Source organism: Pedobacter sp. B4419 (genome assembly GCF_059693725.1).
In genome coordinates this window covers 2,144,204-2,160,074 of the sequence record NZ_JCASSL010000001.1, presented here as the reverse complement: position 1 = coordinate 2,160,074, position 15,871 = coordinate 2,144,204, and the positions used below count along the sequence as shown (strand labels likewise).

Below are 15,871 nucleotides of genomic sequence, written 5' to 3'. Positions count from 1 at the left end.
TTCTACCTTTGGGTAACAAATGAAACAAATATGGCTACAGAACTAGATAAAACCGATTTTAAAATACTTAAACTGCTCCAAGAGAACGGCAGAATGACCAATTTGCTATTGTCGCAAGAAATCGGCCTATCGCCAGCTCCAACCTTGGAGCGGGTACGTAAATTGGAAATGTCGGGTTATATTAAAAGTTACCATGCTTTGGTTGACGAGGAGAAATTGGGCCTAGGCATCAAAACTTTTATCCAGGTGCAGTTGGATTTCCATAAAAACAATACCATCCAAATTTTTCTGGATGAAGTAAACCAGATCAACGAAATTACAGAGTGCCACCACGTTACGGGCCAGGCAGATTTCTTGCTTAAGGTTTATGTAAATGACATTAAGGCTTATGAGAGGTTGATCATGGATAAAATCAGTAAGATTTCTGTGGTAAAAACCTTCCAAACCATGATGATCATGTCTACTACCAAGAAAGAGCCAATTGTGCCTTTAGAGTATTAACTTATTGCATGCTCACCACCTAAGACACCTCAGGTAGGCTAAGTTAGAAGGGGGGATAATATTCGTTGATGAAAGGTTTTTTGCCATTCTTAACTATATTGATGCAATTGAAGTTAACAAGCAAGCCCTTTGGGGCTTGTAGTATTTTCATGTAAGTCAATATTTGAGCTTCATGTATTGGTAAAATGGTTTCAATTGATTTAAGCTCTAAGATAAGGCAATTCTCAATAAACAAATCGGCTTTTAATTCTGTATCTAATAGTACGCCTTTGTAGGCAATTGTAATGACTTGCTCAGAAACAAAAGAAATGTCTCTTAATTGCAGTTCTCTAATTAGGCATTTGTGATATGTCTTTTCCAATAACCCTGGACCTAAGGCTCTATGAACCTCAATACATGCCCCTGTTACCCTATATTCTAAATCGTCTAGGAAGTTTTTATCAATCATGTTAAATAAAGTTTAAATGATCAATAGAGAGATACTCTAATATAAGGATTTAAACTATTTTGCTTAACTAATAAAAAACTTAGATGTGCTTAGGTGTCTAAGGTGGTGTTAAAATTAGATAATTTGCCAATCAATTGGTTCCAATCCTTCTTTTTTCAGGATTTCATTGGCTTTTGAGAAATGATTAGACCCGAAAAACCCATTGTAGGCTGAAAATGGCGATGGGTGGGCGGCTTTAAGTACGAAGTGTTTTTTGGTATCAATCAGGCTTTCCTTTTGTTGCGCATACCTGCCCCAAAGCAAGAATACCAGTCCGCTTCGTTTTTCAGAAAGCATGGAAATCACGTGATCTGTAAAAGTTTCCCAACCTTTGTTTTGGTGCGAACCTGCCTCATGTGCCCGAACGGTTAACGTAGCATTTAGCAAAAGTACGCCTTGATCTGCCCATGCCGTTAAATCGCCATGATTGGGAATCTTGAAATCTGGGAACTCTTCAGCAAGTTCCTTGTACATGTTTTTTAGCGATGGGGGAACTACAATGCCCTTTTGTACAGAAAAAGATAGTCCGTGAGCCTGCTCTTGCCCATGGTAGGGGTCTTGACCTAAGATCACTACTTTTACCTTGTCGAAAGGCGTATGGTTAAAGGCATTAAAGATATCGGCGTTTTTTGGATAAACAGTAAATCCTTTCTGCTTTTCTTCTAGCAAAAAGGATTTAAGGTTCTTCATGTAAGGCTTTTCAAATTCGCCTTCTAATACATGTAGCCAGCTTGGCTCTAAAGCTGTAGCCATAGATTTATTTGGTTTTTGCTTTAGCCGCTGCAGGAGCTGACAAGATACTAACCATGTCTTTCTCCAATGATTCTTTCGGATGCTCGGTAATACGGCCAATTTCAGTTCCTTTTTTATCGGTAAAGATAAAAGTAGGTACACGCTCGATTTTTAGGTTGTCGATGATTCCGTTTTCAGCATGTTTGGTGCCGTCAACAGCTATAAAAGTGATTTTATCTTCATCGATTTTAAGCTTGTCCATTACCTTTAAAAAATTAGGCACTTGATATTTGCTATCGCCACACCATGTACCTAGTACAATGGTTACTTTTTTGTTTTTTAAAAGCTTGGTAAGTTGCTCAAATTGGGTCGAATCGGCTACATAAGCCTTATAGTTTGCATCATAGCTTTCCTTAAATTCTGGAAAACTCGTGATGCCTTCTCTTGTACATTGATTAAGCATGACTTGTTTGTGCCTGTTAGGGTCTTCGATTTTTTTGTTCAATTCTTGTGCGCCTGCGTTCATTGCGAATAAAAGTATAAGAGCAGTTAGTATATTTTTCATTGTAATACAATTGTTTTTAGGGGTGCTCAATAACGATGATTTTTCTATCGGATTTTTTGATGAAATTATGAATTTAAAATCTAAATATTGGTATTTAAACACGATATTTGCGAAAATATTATAAAACTATGTCGAATTTAATACGTCTCATTATAGGTTTTGCTTTTGTTGGTGCTGCAGTTGCATTGATGATTTTTGGTTTTTGGGGTTGGGGTATCCTTTTGGTAGTGTTGAGCATCTTTTTGTTTGTTACTTATTTCTACAACGAAAACATGCTGATTGCCCAATGGTACCTACGCAAAGACAACATGCCTAAAGCAGAACAATTTTTAGGCAGGATCACCAATTTCGAGAAACAATTGAACCGTGTACAACACGGATACTATAATTTGCTGATCGGTTTGATCGAATCGAGAAAAGCACCAATGAAATCTGAGAAATATTTCAAAACTGCATTGAGCCTTGGCTTGCATATGGACCATAACGTGGCCTTGGCCAAGTTAAGTTTGGCGGGTATTGCAATGGCCAAAAGAAATAAGAGAGAAGCCCAAATGTATTTAGCAGATGCTAAAAAGGCAGATAAGAATAAACTATTGGCCGATCAGATCAAACAGATGAAAGACCAAATGGTGATGATGGATAAACAACAGATCAGGTATAGTAGGTAGTCTTATGGTTTGTCATCCAGAGCATAGCGAAGGATCTATGTTAAGATAGATTCCTCCTGAGGTCGGAATGACAAATACTACTTATCACTAAGACGATCGAAGTTTTCATCGTATTCTACAGCATTTCTGCTGATGATATCGTCATCTAGGCTATCGTTTTTACGACTAAAGAATAACTCTTCTGCTTGTATGCGCTTGATCAGCTGACGGATCAACGATAAATCGAAAGTATCCTTACTCAGCTTAATGCAATATTCGTTTTCTGTAATTTCTAAGCTTGAACTGTTCATTTTACGGATTGTTTAAATTTCAAGCTAAAATTAAAAAAGGCTTGCTACAATTCATGCAGTAAGCCTTTAAGTTATTATTATGCTTTTGTTAAGTGCAAAACATTAATCGCACTTCGTATCTTGCTTCATATCAGCCATTTTCTTCTTGGCCGATGTTTCTGTGATTTCTTCACAATAAACATTATTAATAATCAGACCGGCATCAAGTACCACCTGTATATAATAAGTTTTACCGCCTTTAATATCCAATTCAAATTTTTCGGCCTTTGCTTTTGGCTTTGTACCTCCAAACTGAACTGAAAATGTATGTTTGCCTGGCGCAACCGAATGGATACTGTATTTATTGTTATTTAATCGGCATGCAAATTTATCGTCAATGAAGGTTTTAAATGCAGAGCCAGATGATGTAAAACCAGTGGCTCTAATAAAATAGATTTTGGCATCTTCAGTTGGCTTTTCAAAGGCATGATTATTTAATCCGTTAATTGCCATGAAGCCGGTCATGGTGATTAGAAGCAATAGGTTTTTCATAGATTTTATTTTAATACATGATTTGTTTTCACAAAATTGTCTGTAAAAAAATAAAAATAAAATAGCCGTGAATAGCTATTTGTTATTCCCTGAAAACAGTAATCTACGCTAAAATCGCCCTGAAATTAAGCAAACCAGGCCTCAACTTCGGCTTTGCTCGGCATTGCCAATTCCAGCTTCAGTTTTTTGCGCATCCCGCCTAAATCATTAAATACTTTGTTAGGGTTGCCGGCTTTCAGTTCTTCAACCGTATTGAAGCCCATTTTACGGATCACCTGTACCCAATCAGCCGCTACGCCTGCATCAACAAAATCTTGATCGGTAGTTACCTTTGCTTTTTTCTCCGGACGCATCTGCGGGAAGAACAATACTTCTTGAATGGTAGATTGGTTGGTCATCAGCATCACCAAGCGGTCAATACCGATACCTAAACCTGAAGTAGGAGGCATGCCATATTCCAAAGCACGAACAAAATCATCGTCCATGGCCATGGCTTCGTCGTCGCCCCTGGCTGCCAGTTTTAATTGCTCTTCAAAACGTTCTTTTTGATCGATAGGGTCATTCAGCTCCGAATAGGCATTGGCAATTTCTTTACCGTTTACAAAAAGTTCGAAACGTTCTACCAAACCGTCTTTGCTGCGGTGTTTTTTGGCCAAAGGAGTCATCTCCAATGGGTAATCGGTAATATAAGTAGGTTGGATGAGGTTAGCTTCTACTTTCTCGCTGAAAAGCTCATCGATTAGTTTGCCACGGCCCATTGAATTGTCAACTTCGATATTGAGGCTTGTGCAGGTAGCCCTGATTTCGTCTTCGCTCATAGCCGAAACATCAATGCCCGTATATTTTTGGATCGACTCGTACATGGTCAGTTTCTCGTATGGGCCAGCAAAGTTGATTTCATGCTCGCCTACTTTCACTACTGGAGTTCCATGGATGGCTGTAGCTATTTTTTCCAAGCATTCTTCAACCATGGCCATCATCCAGATATAATCTTTATAGGCCACATAGATTTCCATTGCCGTAAATTCAGGGTTGTGGGTACGGTCCATACCTTCATTCCTGAACATCTTTCCGAATTCGTAAACCCCATCAAAACCGGCTACGATTAGCCTTTTAAGGTAAAGTTCATTCGCAATGCGAAGAAACAATGGCATATCCAAGGTATTATGGTGCGTTTCAAACGGACGTGCCGCGGCACCGCCATGTACAGCCTGTAGGATAGGGGTTTCTACTTCCATCCAGCCTTGGCTATCGAAATAGTTGCGCATAGTGTTGATTACTTTGGAGCGATTGATGAAAATCTGCTTGTAATCTGGGTTAACCGTTAAATCTACGTAACGCATTCTGTAGCGCAGTTCCGGATTGGTAAAACCATCGTAAACATTGCCTTCGTCATCACGTTTTACAATTGGCAAAGGGCGCAATGATTTGGCAAGCACAGTCAGCTTTACCACGTGGATAGAGATTTCGCCAGTTTGGGTGGTGAAAACATAGCCTTCAACGCCAATAAAATCGCCAATATCCAACAGCTTTTTAAATACGGTATTGTAAAGGGTCTTATCTTCAGTTGGGCAAAGTTCGTCGCGCTTTAAATAAATCTGGATACGGCCTGTTGCGTCTTGTAATTCTGCAAAAGAAGCAGCACCCATAATATTGCGGCCCATAATTCTTCCAGCGATGCTGATGGTCTTATAAGCGGTCTTGTCTTTTTCGTAGTTAGCTAAAATATCTGCAGCATTGGCATTAATTGTATATGCTTCTGCAGGGTAAGGCTCAATCCCTAATGCGCGTAATTGCTTTAGAGATTCGCGACGTAATATTTCCTGTTCTGATAATCCTGTACTCATTTATCGTATATTTTTGCAAAAGTAATGATTTACTAGCGTTTATCGTAATAAAGTCCATAGTTGATGGTCGATAGTTTTAGCTCATCACTTAAAAGAAATGCATCATCCCGGACACCAATCAGGGGATCTCTTTCGAGAATAGATTCTAGATCAAGTCCAAGGTGACGATTCGAAGGGGATTCGTGCTAAAGATGAACTAATAACACCAATCAACTAATCTACCTCTACACCTTCGGCGTACATGTCATTGATCGCTTCTGCATATTTTTTCTCGACTACGCGGCGTTTTACTTTCATGGTTGGAGTAATCTCGCCCTCGTCTATGCTAAAAGGATTGCGTTTGATCTTGAAATTCTTGATCCTTTCGAATTTGGCCAGCTCGTTCGAAATCTTTTTGATGTCTTTTTCCACCCAATCGATGATCTCTTGGTTTTCGATAAAATCGCCTGGCTCCTGAAAGAAAGATTCTTTTAAATTGAAAATTTCTTGAAGCGTTTCCTTGTTAGGGATGATGATGGCGGTAATGTATTCGCGTTTATCGCCTACCAAGAAAAGCTGGTCTATCTTAGGACTCTTTAAATAAATGTTTTCAACTGGCGTTGGATACACGTTTTTGCCATAGGCATTAACGATCATGTTCTTTAAACGATCGGTAATTTGGAGATTTCCCTTGTAAAAACGGCCAATATCGCCTGTATGGAACCATTTATCCTTGTCGATGGCTTCGGCAGTTTCTGCAGGCTTGTTGAAGTAGCCCTTCATTACGCAATGCCCACGTACGATGATCTCGCCCTCCGCACATTCAAATTCCTCGTTAAAAGTATCGTGTGTTTGGATATTGATGATCTGTTTGCTTTCCACATCCTGAATGCCTATTTCTATACCCGGAATAACGCGGCCAACCGTGCCATAAACCTGACGGTGATATTCGGTAACCGACATTACCGGCGAAGTTTCGGTTAAGCCAAAGCCTTCCAAGATTTTAATGCCTAAGTCTCCAAAAAATTCGCCCACGTTTTTAGGCAAAGCAGCCCCACCAGAAATCATGAACTTTAAGCGTCCGCCGGTTTTTTCTTTTATTTTGCTGAATACCAATTTTTCGGCGATTGCTTTTTGCGTGCCTAAAACCAATCCGGCACTTTTGCCTGCTTCTTTAGCATGGCGATATTTTTTGCCGATTTCAAGTGCCCAGGTAAATATTTTGGCTTTTAAGCCGCCACTGGCAGTACCCGATTTAATGGCTTTGTCGTGAATGCGTTCCAATAGCCTCGGTACGCAAGACATTACCGTTGGTCTTACTTCGCCCATGTTTTTGGCCAAAAGCTCTAAGCTTTGAGCGAAGGCAATTTTACAGCCCTGCGCGCAACATACATGATAAGTAGCAGTGCGTTCGAATACGTGGGAAAGGGGCAAGAACGATAAAAAGGTTTCGGTTTCATCAATTACAGGGATCTGTTGTAGACAAACATTTACATTTTCTACAAAATTGCTATGGGTAAGCATCACACCTTTAGGGGTTCCGGTAGTACCTGATGTATAAATCAAGGAAGAAACATCACTTGGAAGTACGGCAGCCCTGTGCGCATCGATTGCTGCTCGTTCTTCATTGCTTACCGTTTTGGCCAATACTGTATCAAAACTGATAATTTCGGCTTTGATGTCTGCTGGTACAGCTATTTTTTCGTAATCTTTAAATGTTGGGATAACGTACTGCAGTTCCTGACAGTTGCCGGCCACTTTTAATACTTTCCGCATTAAAAACGGATTGCCAATCAATAAGGATTTGATGCCCGAATCGTTAATGATATAAGCTACCTCATGCTCTGATAAGGTAGGATAGATGGAAACATTAATGGCGCCTAGCTGCTGGATGCCTTGATCGTAGTAAACATATTCAGGCGAATTTTCTATCATAAGGCCCAATCTATCGCCTTTGGCAATGCCTTTTTCTAAAAAGAAGGCTGAAACCGCGTCGGCATTGGCTAGAGTGGTGGCAAAAGATATTTCTTCCCAGCTGGTATTTTTCTTGTGGATTAAAAAAGTTTCTTCGGGCTTATGAATATTTTCTACTACGTTTCGTAATAAGGTTGGGACTGTAGAAAATTCGTTAAATGAGACCATTTTATTGTTTGGTTTGTGTTGAACTCGCAATAATAATGCTTTTGGTTTAATATATCAACGTTTAAATAGGGGCTTAGGTTTTTAGTAGTGTTTTGGATAGACAAATGGGCTATTTAAACAGGATTCCCGAAACCTTGTGCGATTTGATTCTATTGAAATTTTACTTGTTTCTCACTTGTATTGACTACAGCTCCATAAATTTCATATCTTGAATGGATTTATATTTATTTTTTGATTAGAGATTTTTAGATGATGAGATGGCCGATGTTTTTTTGCCTGTTGCTTTTTTGCACTTTTTGCAAGGCCCAATTAGTTCCGCTTAAAAAACAACAATATGTAGATAGTTTAAATGCTATTCTAAAAAGCAAGGTTTCCGATAGCCTTAAAGCCGAAATAAACTTCGATTTATCCAAATATTGGATGTTGGAAGGAGATACCTTAAAGGCGAAATTTCATCTGCAGGAAGGTAAAAAGCTCAGCAATAACTCTCCTTACTTGAGGGCACGTTACATTTATGGCACCGGATGGCTTTACATGAATATAGATAACAAAAAAGCCAAAAGGTATTTTTTACAGGCAGATTCGCTGTTGGCCCAGGTAAAAAACAAAGGCGGCTATCTAGTTAGGGCAGGTCTTTGGCGCAACTATGCCTTAATGGTACAGTTTGAAAACGATGATGAGCAGACGCTTGACATTATGATCAATAAGGTAGTACCCTATACCGAGCTATCTGGACACAAGGGATCTTTAGGCTTGGCCTATGTTAACATTGCGATAGTTTTAGATAACCTTAAGCAACATGAGAAAGCTGCGCTTTACTGGCAAAAAAGCATAAAAATTTACGAAAGCCTTCCTGTAAAAAGTTGGCACAGATTAGCTACCTATATTAATGCAGCTAAAAATAGCATCACACGTAAAAAAAATGCGGAAGCCAAGTTATTGCTTGATAAGAGTAAAGCATTACTTGAAAGTGATAAAACGACTAGCTTTTTTGTGGATTACTGCGAAACTGAAAGCGAATATTTGATAGGGCAAAAACAATACGAAAAGGCGCTTCAGATTTTAGGTGAAGGAATGGCTGTAGCAGAAAAGCTGAAGTTGGATCGGCAAAAAATCGCCATTTTGCAACAAGAGTATAAGGTATTTACCTTACAAGAGAAGCATGAGGCAGCTAAGGGCATTATTCTAAAAATAGTAAAAAATAATGAACGTGACCAAACGACTTTTATAAATGATAAAATTTCAGGTTACTATGATGCATATCAAACATACGATAAACTTAAAAACATACCTGAAGCCTATAAGTGGTTACAGAAATATACTTTTTTAAGAGATAGTGCCAACCAAACCCAACTGAAGGAAGAAATAAGCAAGTTAGAGGTAAAGTTTCGGAGTGCAGAAAACCAAAAAAAGATCATTGAACTCAATTCATCAAATGAAAAGAATAAGCTGAAGGCAAAAAACAATCGCCTAATTGGCCTGCTTACAAGCTTGTTCCTGCTAATTGTAGCTGTATTTGGCTGGTTGCTGTATAGAAAGAGCAAAAAACTGTCGACCCAAGAGGAGTTGAACCATAAACAGGAAATTAAGGAATTGGAGCAGAGAGAGCGGATTAAGGTAACACAGGCCATGTTGCAGGGACAGGAAGAAGAACGCAAAAGAGTAGCCCAAGACTTGCACGATGGGTTGGGAGGAATGCTTGCCGGTGTAAAAATCAACCTGTCGGTGTTCGCCACAAATAACAAAAAAGAGGATAAGGAGAAAACAGACCTGTATGGGATTATCGAGCAATTGGATAAATCTGCCATAGAGCTTCGTCGCATTGCCTACAACATGATGCCCGAAACCCTGCTTAGGTTTGGACTGGAAATTTCATTAAGGGAATTGTGCGAATCCATTATTTCAAATAAGCTTGTTGTTGTTTTTCAGGCTTATGGCATGAATAACAAATTGCTGATCCAAGAGCAGATGAGTATTTACCGCATTGTACAAGAACTATTGGCTAATGCCCACAGGCATGCAAAAGCCACAAAAATGTTGGTGCAGTGCAGCCAAGATGAAGGTTCTTTTTTGATTACGGTCGAAGACGATGGAATAGGTTTTGAGCTGAACTCGGTTCGTTTGGGAATGGGGCTCACCAATATTAGGAACAGGGTAGATTATTTAAAAGGAACTATGGAAATTGTGCCAGGGCATGATCAAAAGGGTACTGTAATTAATATTGAGCTGAAGCTGTCAAAATAAGTACTTTATTTTATAATCAGGGTGTCCTAATTGCCGGTATTAATATTTCTAAAACAGTGGTTTCAAGTAATTTTGAACTCATGGTTTTCCGTGATTTTTCGATTATTTAAGTCTGATTTGCTCCAAATGGCATTTGGCTTGCAAGTAGCATGGTTATGTAAAAAATAAAAACCATTCTATGAAAAACTTGAAACTTAAATTCGGGATTACAAGGCTGATCCCCTTAGCGTTAATTGTGATAGGATTGATGCAGCTTGGCGCCTGTTCTAAAAGCAAGGATATTAATCCAAAAGACGAGGAAATCTTGAACAAGAAGATCAGTGATATTATTCCTCAAAAATACATTGATTCGTTAACCAAACTTGGATTTCAAATCAATACCGGAACAAAGGCCCCAAATGTTGAGGGCGCTTATTTGGTCTCTCCATTTATACTTAAAAGCAGCAATATACCTGGTGATGTAAGCCCTGGATATACTTTCACTCCGGGAAAAGTAAAGCTTTATGAACAAAGCACTAAGGATTTCAGCATAAAAATATTGGGCAAAAACTTTATCAGCACCGCTGATACCAGTATTGTAACTGCTATTAGTGGCAATGGAAATAAGTTTACGGTTTATGGCAAGGTTAAATCTAGTAGGGGAAGCTATTATTCTTATTTTGCTTTTTTAATGTCGGGCGAAAAGGAAGGTAATACTATCAAAAATGCCATAGTAGGTATTCTAAATGTTGATCATTCTCATGGCGCACCTGATGTAATTAAAGAAGGACAGGGACGTGTAGCCTACGATAGCGATAAAGTTTCTGAATCTATAAATTTTGAAAGCAAAACAGCAGCAAAGCAAAATGAAAACTTTTTAAATCTTTCACAAAAAGGCATGCGCCCTCAATAAAAATGTTTGAACATGAAAAAGGCGTGTCAGGAATACCCTGCACGCCTTTTTGCTTTTATTAAGTAATATTAAACAGAAAAACTTTCGCCACAGCCACAAGAACGGCTGGCGTTTGGATTGTTAAAGTTAAAGCCCTTGCCATTTAAGCCATCGGTAAAATCGAGTTCAGTGCCGGCAAGGTATAGGAATGATTTCATATCTAAGGCAATTTTAATGCCCCTGTCTTCAAAAAACTGGTCTCCTGTCTTTGCTTCGTTGTCGAAATCAAGATTATAGGATAACCCAGAACAGCCACCGCCCTTTACAGAAACACGTAAAAAGTAGTCAGAACCCAATTGGGAATCCTGCATAAGGTGGTCAATTTTGCTTTTTGCTTTATCGGTTATGGTAATCATAATAATATCAAGTAGTGAGTATCGAGTAGCAAGATCAAATGTTTACGCTTATTATTACGTCATACACTTTACCTTTTTACATCATTCTCTAGTGATGTGATTTTTCTAAAACCAATGCTTCTAAACCGTTTTTAACACGGTAATCGTTAATTGCCGATTTAATTGCATCTTCTGCCAATACAGAACAGTGGATTTTTACAGGTGGCAATGCCAACTCTTCAACGATGTCCATATTGTCAATTTCCAATGCCTGATCAATGGTCTTTCCTTTTAGCCACTCTGTAGCCAAAGAAGAAGAGGCGATAGCCGAACCACAGCCAAAGGTTTTGAATTTGGCATCGGTAATTACGTTGTTTGAATCAACTTCGATTTGCAAACGCATTACGTCGCCACATTCTGGTGCGCCAACTAAACCAGTACCTACGGTTTTGCTGTCTTTATTTAAAGTACCAACGTTGCGGGGGTTGGTATAGTGATCAATTACTTTTTCTGAATATGCCATGTTTTCTATTCTTAAGTCTCCTTTTGGAGGTGATTTTATTAATTAGTTTTCAATTTACAGTGCTCAGTTGTCAGTTTAGAACTGCAAACCAAAAAACTGTTAACTGGATTAGTGTTCAGCCCACTCGATTTTGCTCAAGTCTACGCCATCTTTAAACATTTCCCAAAGTGGAGAAAGGTCTCTCAGGTGGTTTACGGCTTTCTTGGTATTCTCAATTGCGTAGTCTACTTCTTCTTCGGTAGTAAAACGGCCAAGACCGAAACGGATCGAAGAGTGTGCCAAATCATCAGAAAGGCCTAAGCTTTTCAATACATAAGATGGCTCTAAAGAAGCCGAAGTACAGGCCGAACCAGATGATACCGCCAAATCTTTCATCGCCATCATCAAGCCTTCGCCTTCTACATATTTGAAAGAGATATTGGCTACATGTGGCAAGCGGTGCTCACGGTTTCCGTTTACATAGCTTTCTTCTAAAGTAGTCAATGCGCTTTCCAATTTATCGCGCAAAGCTGATAAACGCGTTGCCTCAGATTCCATTTCTAACCTGCACAGTTCGCAAGCTTTACCCAAGCCAACAATGCCCGGTACGTTTAAGGTACCCGAACGCATGCCACGCTCATGGCCGCCACCGTCCATTTGTGCGGTAACTTTAACTCTTGGGTTTTTTCTGCGTACATATAAAACGCCAACACCTTTAGGACCGTACATTTTATGTGCACTGAAAGCCATCAAGTCAATGCCATCTTCGTTTACGTTCACTGGAATTTTGCCAACAGCCTGGGTTGCATCTGTCATAAACAATGCGCCATGTTTGTGTGCAATTGCCGAAATTTCTTTAATCGGTTGAACCACGCCAATTTCGTTGTTGCCGTACATGATGGTTACCAAAATGGTTTTCTCTGTCATTGCCGCTTCAAGCTCCTGCAAATCGATCAAGCCATCTTCTTTTACGTTCAAATAAGTAACCTTTGCACCTAATTTTTCTAAGTGCTTACAAGTATCCAATACAGCTTTGTGTTCTGTGGTGGCAGTTATAATGTGGTTACCTTTATCTTGGTACATCTCAAAAACGCCTTTAATACCTAAATTATCGGCTTCTGTAGCACCAGAGGTAAAAATGATCTCTTTATCTGTACAACCAATTAATTTTGCTACCTGCTCACGCGCATAATCAACACCCTCTTCGGCTACCCAACCAAAAGCATGGTTACGGCTAGCCGCATTGCCAAATTTATTGGTAAAGTAAGGCAACATGGCCTCAAGCACTCTCGGGTCAAGAGGCGTGGTAGCATTATTATCTAAGTAAATTGGAAGTTCCATCATCTATCAATTGTTATTCAATACACAAAGATACGAAAAAAGTTTTCGAACAATTATAAATAATAGCTATGAACCTATAGGTAAAACCCGCATTTTTACATTTGCTTAACGGTTTACATTGATATGAACAAAATAGAACACATCGGCATTGCCATTAAAGATATGCAACAGGCTTGCAATACCTACGAAAAACTGCTTGGAACGGCTTGTTACAAAACAGAACCGGTAGAGTCGGAAGGGGTGAGTACGGCATTTTTTAAAGTGGGCCTTAACAAGATCGAATTGCTGTCGAGCACCAGACCAGATAGTGCCATTGCCAAGTTTCTAGACAAAAAAGGCGAAGGAATCCATCATATTGCCTTCGATGTGGAAGATATATATGCAGAAATGGAACGGTTGAAAAACGAAGGTTTTACCCTGCTGAATGCAGAACCCAAAAAGGGGGCAGACAACAAACTGATCTGTTTTGTGCATCCCAAAGATAGTAACGGCGTACTGGTAGAGCTTTGCCAAGAAATTAAATAAGGTAAAAGGTAAAATGGAAGATGGAAGAGGTGAGAGGGAAGAAGTGGTGAGTTTATTAGTCACTGGAGAATTGGTTGATTGTCAAATTGCTAATTGAAAACCAACAACTGCTAACTAATAACAAGCAGCAAATAAATAAAAACAAAACGCATGAGCGATACGATCGCATTAATAAAAATAGTAAGTAAGGATTTCGATATAGCCGAAAACCTAAATGAGGAACAGCTCTATAACATCTTAGTCAACTCGTTTGATTATTTGGTAGAAAATGATTTCTCGAAGCTCCTACAGATTCTCTATAGGGCTGATGTAGACCAATACAAGCTCAAGGAGCTATTGGAAAACAGCGAAAATAAAAACTCAGCCGAAGTAATTGCCAAGGCTTACATCGAACGCCAAAAGGCCAAGATAGAAACCTGGAAAAAATACAGCAATTAAAGCCGGTGCAACCTAAATACCCGACGAAAAGTTAGAAGACCTGATAAATTTTGGTGCCGATCTATGTTTGGTGGCCTGTTCAAAAGCATAGGCCATGCCCAAGATCTTTCCTTCTTCGTAAGGCCCTGCAATAATAGACAAGCCTACCGGTAATTCGTAAATCCTGCCCATGGGCAAGGTGATATGAGGCAGGCCAGCCATAGCCGCTGGAGAAGCAAAGTAGAAACCGCTTCCATAATCGCCGTTTAACAAATCAATATTAGATGGAATACCATAAGTAGTGCCTACAATGGCATCGAGATTGTTTTTGGCCATTAAATCAAGAATGGTTTTTCTCGATGAAGTGGTTTTGGCTACTGCTTCTTTATATTCTTTGCTGTTCAGGTCTGGTGCTTTATCGCTGCTTTCGAGGGTTTCCTGCTTAAAATAAGGCATGGCTTTGGCTTCGTTGGCCTTGTTAAAGGCAATTACTTCGCTTAGGCTTTTTGCTTTTGCATTAGATTTGGCCAAATAAGCATTTACACCGTCTTTAAATTCACATTGCAATACGGTAAAGCTTGCGCTCCCTATAGGCCTGAGCTCTTTTAAAAGTTCTATTTCAATAATGGTTGCCCCCAGCTCCTTTAATCGCTCAATTGCATTTTTATAAAGTGCAACAACGCCTTCGTGTCCACTTAGAAATGACTTTTCGATACCGATTTTCTTTCCTTTCAAGGCCTCGGTTTTAAGGAACTGTGTATAATCCTTTTCAGGTTTGCTGTTTGCTGTTGCTTCATCCTTTGGGTCAGTTCCGGTCAATGCAGCAAGGAGCAATGCCGCATCGGTTACGCTTCTGGTCATTGGTCCGGCAGTATCCTGCGTTTTTGAGATAGGGATAATTCCACTTCTGCTGAGCAGACCAACTGTTGGTTTAATGCCTACTACGCCATTATAAGACGCTGGAGCAGTAATAGAACCATTGGTTTCTGTGCCGATTGCAACGACGCATAAATTGGCAGACACCGCTGCGCCAGAGCCAGAGCTCGAGCCACTTGGACTTCTGTCGAGGCAATAAGGGTTTTTGGTTTGTCCACCACGGCTGCTCCAGCCGCTGCTGGGCCTCGATGACCTGAAGTTGGCCCATTCGCTCAAATTGGTTTTGCCTAAAATTACGGCTCCAGCTTCGCGCAATTGTTTGATGATAAATGCATCCTCACTGGCAATGTTGTCTTCCAAAGCCAATGAACCTGCAGTGGTCTGCATCTTGTCGCCAGTATTGATATTGTCTTTTATCAATACCGGTATGCCATGAAGAGGGCCTCTTACTTTTCCATTTTTTCTTTCCTCGTCTAACTGGGCGGCAATAATCAATGCATCCGGGTTTATCTCGATAACCGCATTTAGTTTTGGGCCATTTTTGTCTATTTCGGCTATTCTTTTCAGGTATTTTTTGGTTAACGATTTGGCACTGAGCTGGCCATTTTCCATTTTGTTTTGCAGTTGGCCAATGGTAATTTCGTTCAGCTCAAAATCAGTTGCCAAGGCAGCACTGGTTTCGCTTGAAGGAGAGGGGAGCATGGCGTTTGCAGCAACGCCAACCGTTGATATTAATCCGGCTACTGTGCTTTTTTTAAGGAAATTTCTTCTGTTCATTGTTTGAGGCCTAAGGCTTGGTACGATAAATATAAGTCTAAATCATTTAAGCTTTTGTACAATTTAGAATTTCTCTCAAATTTTAATTGAATTAGTATTGTAAATGAAAAATAAAATTAGGATATTTGCATCCTCTAAAATTAGGGCGAAGAAATTAAAAGACTAATTTGAGACATTCATA

At 39.6% G+C, this 15,871-nt stretch carries 17 protein-coding genes; 6 read left to right on the top strand and 11 right to left on the bottom strand.

Going from position 1 to position 15,871, the window contains the following annotated elements:
* Positions 1–30: 30 nt before the first annotated feature.
* Positions 31–501 (top strand): Lrp/AsnC family transcriptional regulator, encoded by a 471-nt coding sequence (locus AC570H_RS09005; RefSeq protein ID WP_330106281.1) that lies wholly within the window; start codon positions 31–33, stop codon positions 499–501.
* A gap of 43 nt (positions 502–544) precedes the next feature.
* Here the strand turns inward: AC570H_RS09005 and AC570H_RS09000 are convergent, their stop codons facing one another.
* The 3 genes from AC570H_RS09000 to AC570H_RS08990 all read right to left on the bottom strand — a co-directional run bounded on the left by AC570H_RS09000 (position 545) and on the right by AC570H_RS08990 (position 2,285).
* A complete protein-coding gene (locus AC570H_RS09000; RefSeq protein ID WP_497353863.1) occupies positions 545–949 on the bottom strand; it encodes a GxxExxY protein in 405 nt (134 codons plus the stop codon).
* Positions 950–1,063: 114 nt separating this feature from the next.
* On the bottom strand, positions 1,064–1,741 hold the full coding sequence (ung, locus tag AC570H_RS08995; protein WP_497353861.1) for a uracil-DNA glycosylase: 678 nt from the start codon (positions 1,739–1,741) through the stop codon (positions 1,064–1,066).
* A gap of 4 nt (positions 1,742–1,745) precedes the next feature.
* The gene (locus AC570H_RS08990) at positions 1,746–2,285 is read right to left on the bottom strand and encodes a thioredoxin family protein (protein WP_497353859.1); all 540 of its coding nucleotides are present in this window, start codon (positions 2,283–2,285) and stop codon (positions 1,746–1,748) included.
* Positions 2,286–2,413: 128 nt separating this feature from the next.
* Between AC570H_RS08990 and AC570H_RS08985 the strand changes: the two genes are divergently transcribed.
* Complete coding sequence (locus AC570H_RS08985; RefSeq protein ID WP_497353857.1) at positions 2,414–2,953, top strand: DUF2892 domain-containing protein; 540 nt, start codon at positions 2,414–2,416, stop codon at positions 2,951–2,953.
* 77 nt (positions 2,954–3,030) lie between these two features.
* On the opposite strand, the gene AC570H_RS08980 is transcribed toward AC570H_RS08985, so the two are convergent.
* The 4 genes from AC570H_RS08980 to AC570H_RS08965 all read right to left on the bottom strand — a co-directional run bounded on the left by AC570H_RS08980 (position 3,031) and on the right by AC570H_RS08965 (position 7,742).
* The gene (locus tag AC570H_RS08980) at positions 3,031–3,243 is read right to left on the bottom strand and encodes a hypothetical protein (protein WP_497353855.1); all 213 of its coding nucleotides are present in this window, start codon (positions 3,241–3,243) and stop codon (positions 3,031–3,033) included.
* 102 nt (positions 3,244–3,345) lie between these two features.
* The gene (locus tag AC570H_RS08975; RefSeq protein WP_497353853.1) at positions 3,346–3,774 is read right to left on the bottom strand and encodes a DUF2846 domain-containing protein; all 429 of its coding nucleotides are present in this window, start codon (positions 3,772–3,774) and stop codon (positions 3,346–3,348) included.
* Between the two features lie 125 nt (positions 3,775–3,899).
* The gene (gene lysS / locus AC570H_RS08970; RefSeq protein WP_497353851.1) at positions 3,900–5,621 is read right to left on the bottom strand and encodes a lysine--tRNA ligase; all 1,722 of its coding nucleotides are present in this window, start codon (positions 5,619–5,621) and stop codon (positions 3,900–3,902) included.
* A gap of 213 nt (positions 5,622–5,834) precedes the next feature.
* Positions 5,835–7,742 (bottom strand): AMP-dependent synthetase/ligase, encoded by a 1,908-nt coding sequence (locus AC570H_RS08965; RefSeq protein WP_497353849.1) that lies wholly within the window; start codon positions 7,740–7,742, stop codon positions 5,835–5,837.
* A 264-nt stretch (positions 7,743–8,006) separates the two neighbouring features.
* Between AC570H_RS08965 and AC570H_RS08960 the strand changes: the two genes are divergently transcribed.
* Together AC570H_RS08960 and AC570H_RS08955 are read left to right on the top strand one after the other, a co-directional pair.
* Entirely contained in the window at positions 8,007–9,986 is a 1,980-nt protein-coding gene (locus AC570H_RS08960) for a sensor histidine kinase (protein WP_497353847.1), read from the top strand.
* A 178-nt stretch (positions 9,987–10,164) separates the two neighbouring features.
* Positions 10,165–10,878: a hypothetical protein gene (locus AC570H_RS08955; RefSeq protein ID WP_497353845.1), complete on the top strand. Its 714-nt coding sequence runs from the start codon at positions 10,165–10,167 to the stop codon at positions 10,876–10,878.
* 68 nt (positions 10,879–10,946) lie between these two features.
* Here AC570H_RS08955 and AC570H_RS08950 read toward each other — a convergent pair whose 3' ends face one another.
* The 3 genes from AC570H_RS08950 to AC570H_RS08940 form a co-directional block, all read right to left on the bottom strand.
* On the bottom strand, positions 10,947–11,273 hold the full coding sequence (locus AC570H_RS08950; protein WP_497353843.1) for a HesB/IscA family protein: 327 nt from the start codon (positions 11,271–11,273) through the stop codon (positions 10,947–10,949).
* A gap of 88 nt (positions 11,274–11,361) precedes the next feature.
* On the bottom strand, positions 11,362–11,775 hold the full coding sequence (gene iscU / locus AC570H_RS08945; protein WP_497353841.1) for a Fe-S cluster assembly scaffold IscU: 414 nt from the start codon (positions 11,773–11,775) through the stop codon (positions 11,362–11,364).
* 108 nt (positions 11,776–11,883) lie between these two features.
* Positions 11,884–13,095 carry an IscS subfamily cysteine desulfurase gene (locus AC570H_RS08940; protein ID WP_497354910.1) on the bottom strand — a complete coding sequence of 404 codons (1,212 nt, stop codon included), beginning with the start codon at positions 13,093–13,095 and terminating at the stop codon, positions 11,884–11,886.
* Positions 13,096–13,218: 123 nt separating this feature from the next.
* Between AC570H_RS08940 and mce the strand changes: the two genes are divergently transcribed.
* Both mce and AC570H_RS08930 read left to right on the top strand, forming a co-directional pair.
* The gene (mce, locus tag AC570H_RS08935) at positions 13,219–13,620 is read left to right on the top strand and encodes a methylmalonyl-CoA epimerase (protein ID WP_497353839.1); all 402 of its coding nucleotides are present in this window, start codon (positions 13,219–13,221) and stop codon (positions 13,618–13,620) included.
* Between the two features lie 150 nt (positions 13,621–13,770).
* Positions 13,771–14,058, top strand: coding sequence for a hypothetical protein (locus AC570H_RS08930; protein WP_497353837.1), 288 nt, complete (start codon positions 13,771–13,773; stop codon positions 14,056–14,058).
* Positions 14,059–14,070: 12 nt separating this feature from the next.
* Here the strand turns inward: AC570H_RS08930 and AC570H_RS08925 are convergent, their stop codons facing one another.
* Entirely contained in the window at positions 14,071–15,690 is a 1,620-nt protein-coding gene (locus AC570H_RS08925; RefSeq protein WP_497353835.1) for an amidase, read from the bottom strand.
* Positions 15,691–15,871 lie beyond the last annotated feature (181 nt).

Excerpts from the sequence above, each read along its gene's own strand:
- AC570H_RS08950 (WP_497353843.1), bottom strand. The coding sequence starts at position 11,273 with ATGATTACCATAACCGATAAAGCAAAAAGCAAAATTGACCACCTTATG.
- AC570H_RS08990 (WP_497353859.1), bottom strand. The coding sequence starts at position 2,285 with ATGAAAAATATACTAACTGCTCTTATACTTTTATTCGCAATGAACGCA.
- AC570H_RS09005 (WP_330106281.1), top strand. The coding sequence starts at position 31 with ATGGCTACAGAACTAGATAAAACCGATTTTAAAATACTTAAACTGCTC.
- AC570H_RS09000 (WP_497353863.1), bottom strand. The coding sequence starts at position 949 with ATGATTGATAAAAACTTCCTAGACGATTTAGAATATAGGGTAACAGGG.
- iscU (WP_497353841.1), bottom strand. The coding sequence starts at position 11,775 with ATGGCATATTCAGAAAAAGTAATTGATCACTATACCAACCCCCGCAAC.
- mce (WP_497353839.1), top strand. The coding sequence starts at position 13,219 with ATGAACAAAATAGAACACATCGGCATTGCCATTAAAGATATGCAACAG.
- AC570H_RS08975 (WP_497353853.1), bottom strand. The coding sequence starts at position 3,774 with ATGAAAAACCTATTGCTTCTAATCACCATGACCGGCTTCATGGCAATT.
- AC570H_RS08925 (WP_497353835.1), bottom strand. The coding sequence starts at position 15,690 with ATGAACAGAAGAAATTTCCTTAAAAAAAGCACAGTAGCCGGATTAATA.
- AC570H_RS08980 (WP_497353855.1), bottom strand. The coding sequence starts at position 3,243 with ATGAACAGTTCAAGCTTAGAAATTACAGAAAACGAATATTGCATTAAG.
- AC570H_RS08955 (WP_497353845.1), top strand. The coding sequence starts at position 10,165 with ATGAAAAACTTGAAACTTAAATTCGGGATTACAAGGCTGATCCCCTTA.
- lysS (WP_497353851.1), bottom strand. The coding sequence starts at position 5,621 with ATGAGTACAGGATTATCAGAACAGGAAATATTACGTCGCGAATCTCTA.
- AC570H_RS08940 (WP_497354910.1), bottom strand. The coding sequence starts at position 13,095 with ATGGAACTTCCAATTTACTTAGATAATAATGCTACCACGCCTCTTGAC.
- AC570H_RS08965 (WP_497353849.1), bottom strand. The coding sequence starts at position 7,742 with ATGGTCTCATTTAACGAATTTTCTACAGTCCCAACCTTATTACGAAAC.
- AC570H_RS08985 (WP_497353857.1), top strand. The coding sequence starts at position 2,414 with ATGTCGAATTTAATACGTCTCATTATAGGTTTTGCTTTTGTTGGTGCT.
- AC570H_RS08930 (WP_497353837.1), top strand. The coding sequence starts at position 13,771 with ATGAGCGATACGATCGCATTAATAAAAATAGTAAGTAAGGATTTCGAT.
- AC570H_RS08960 (WP_497353847.1), top strand. The coding sequence starts at position 8,007 with ATGTTTTTTTGCCTGTTGCTTTTTTGCACTTTTTGCAAGGCCCAATTA.
- ung (WP_497353861.1), bottom strand. The coding sequence starts at position 1,741 with ATGGCTACAGCTTTAGAGCCAAGCTGGCTACATGTATTAGAAGGCGAA.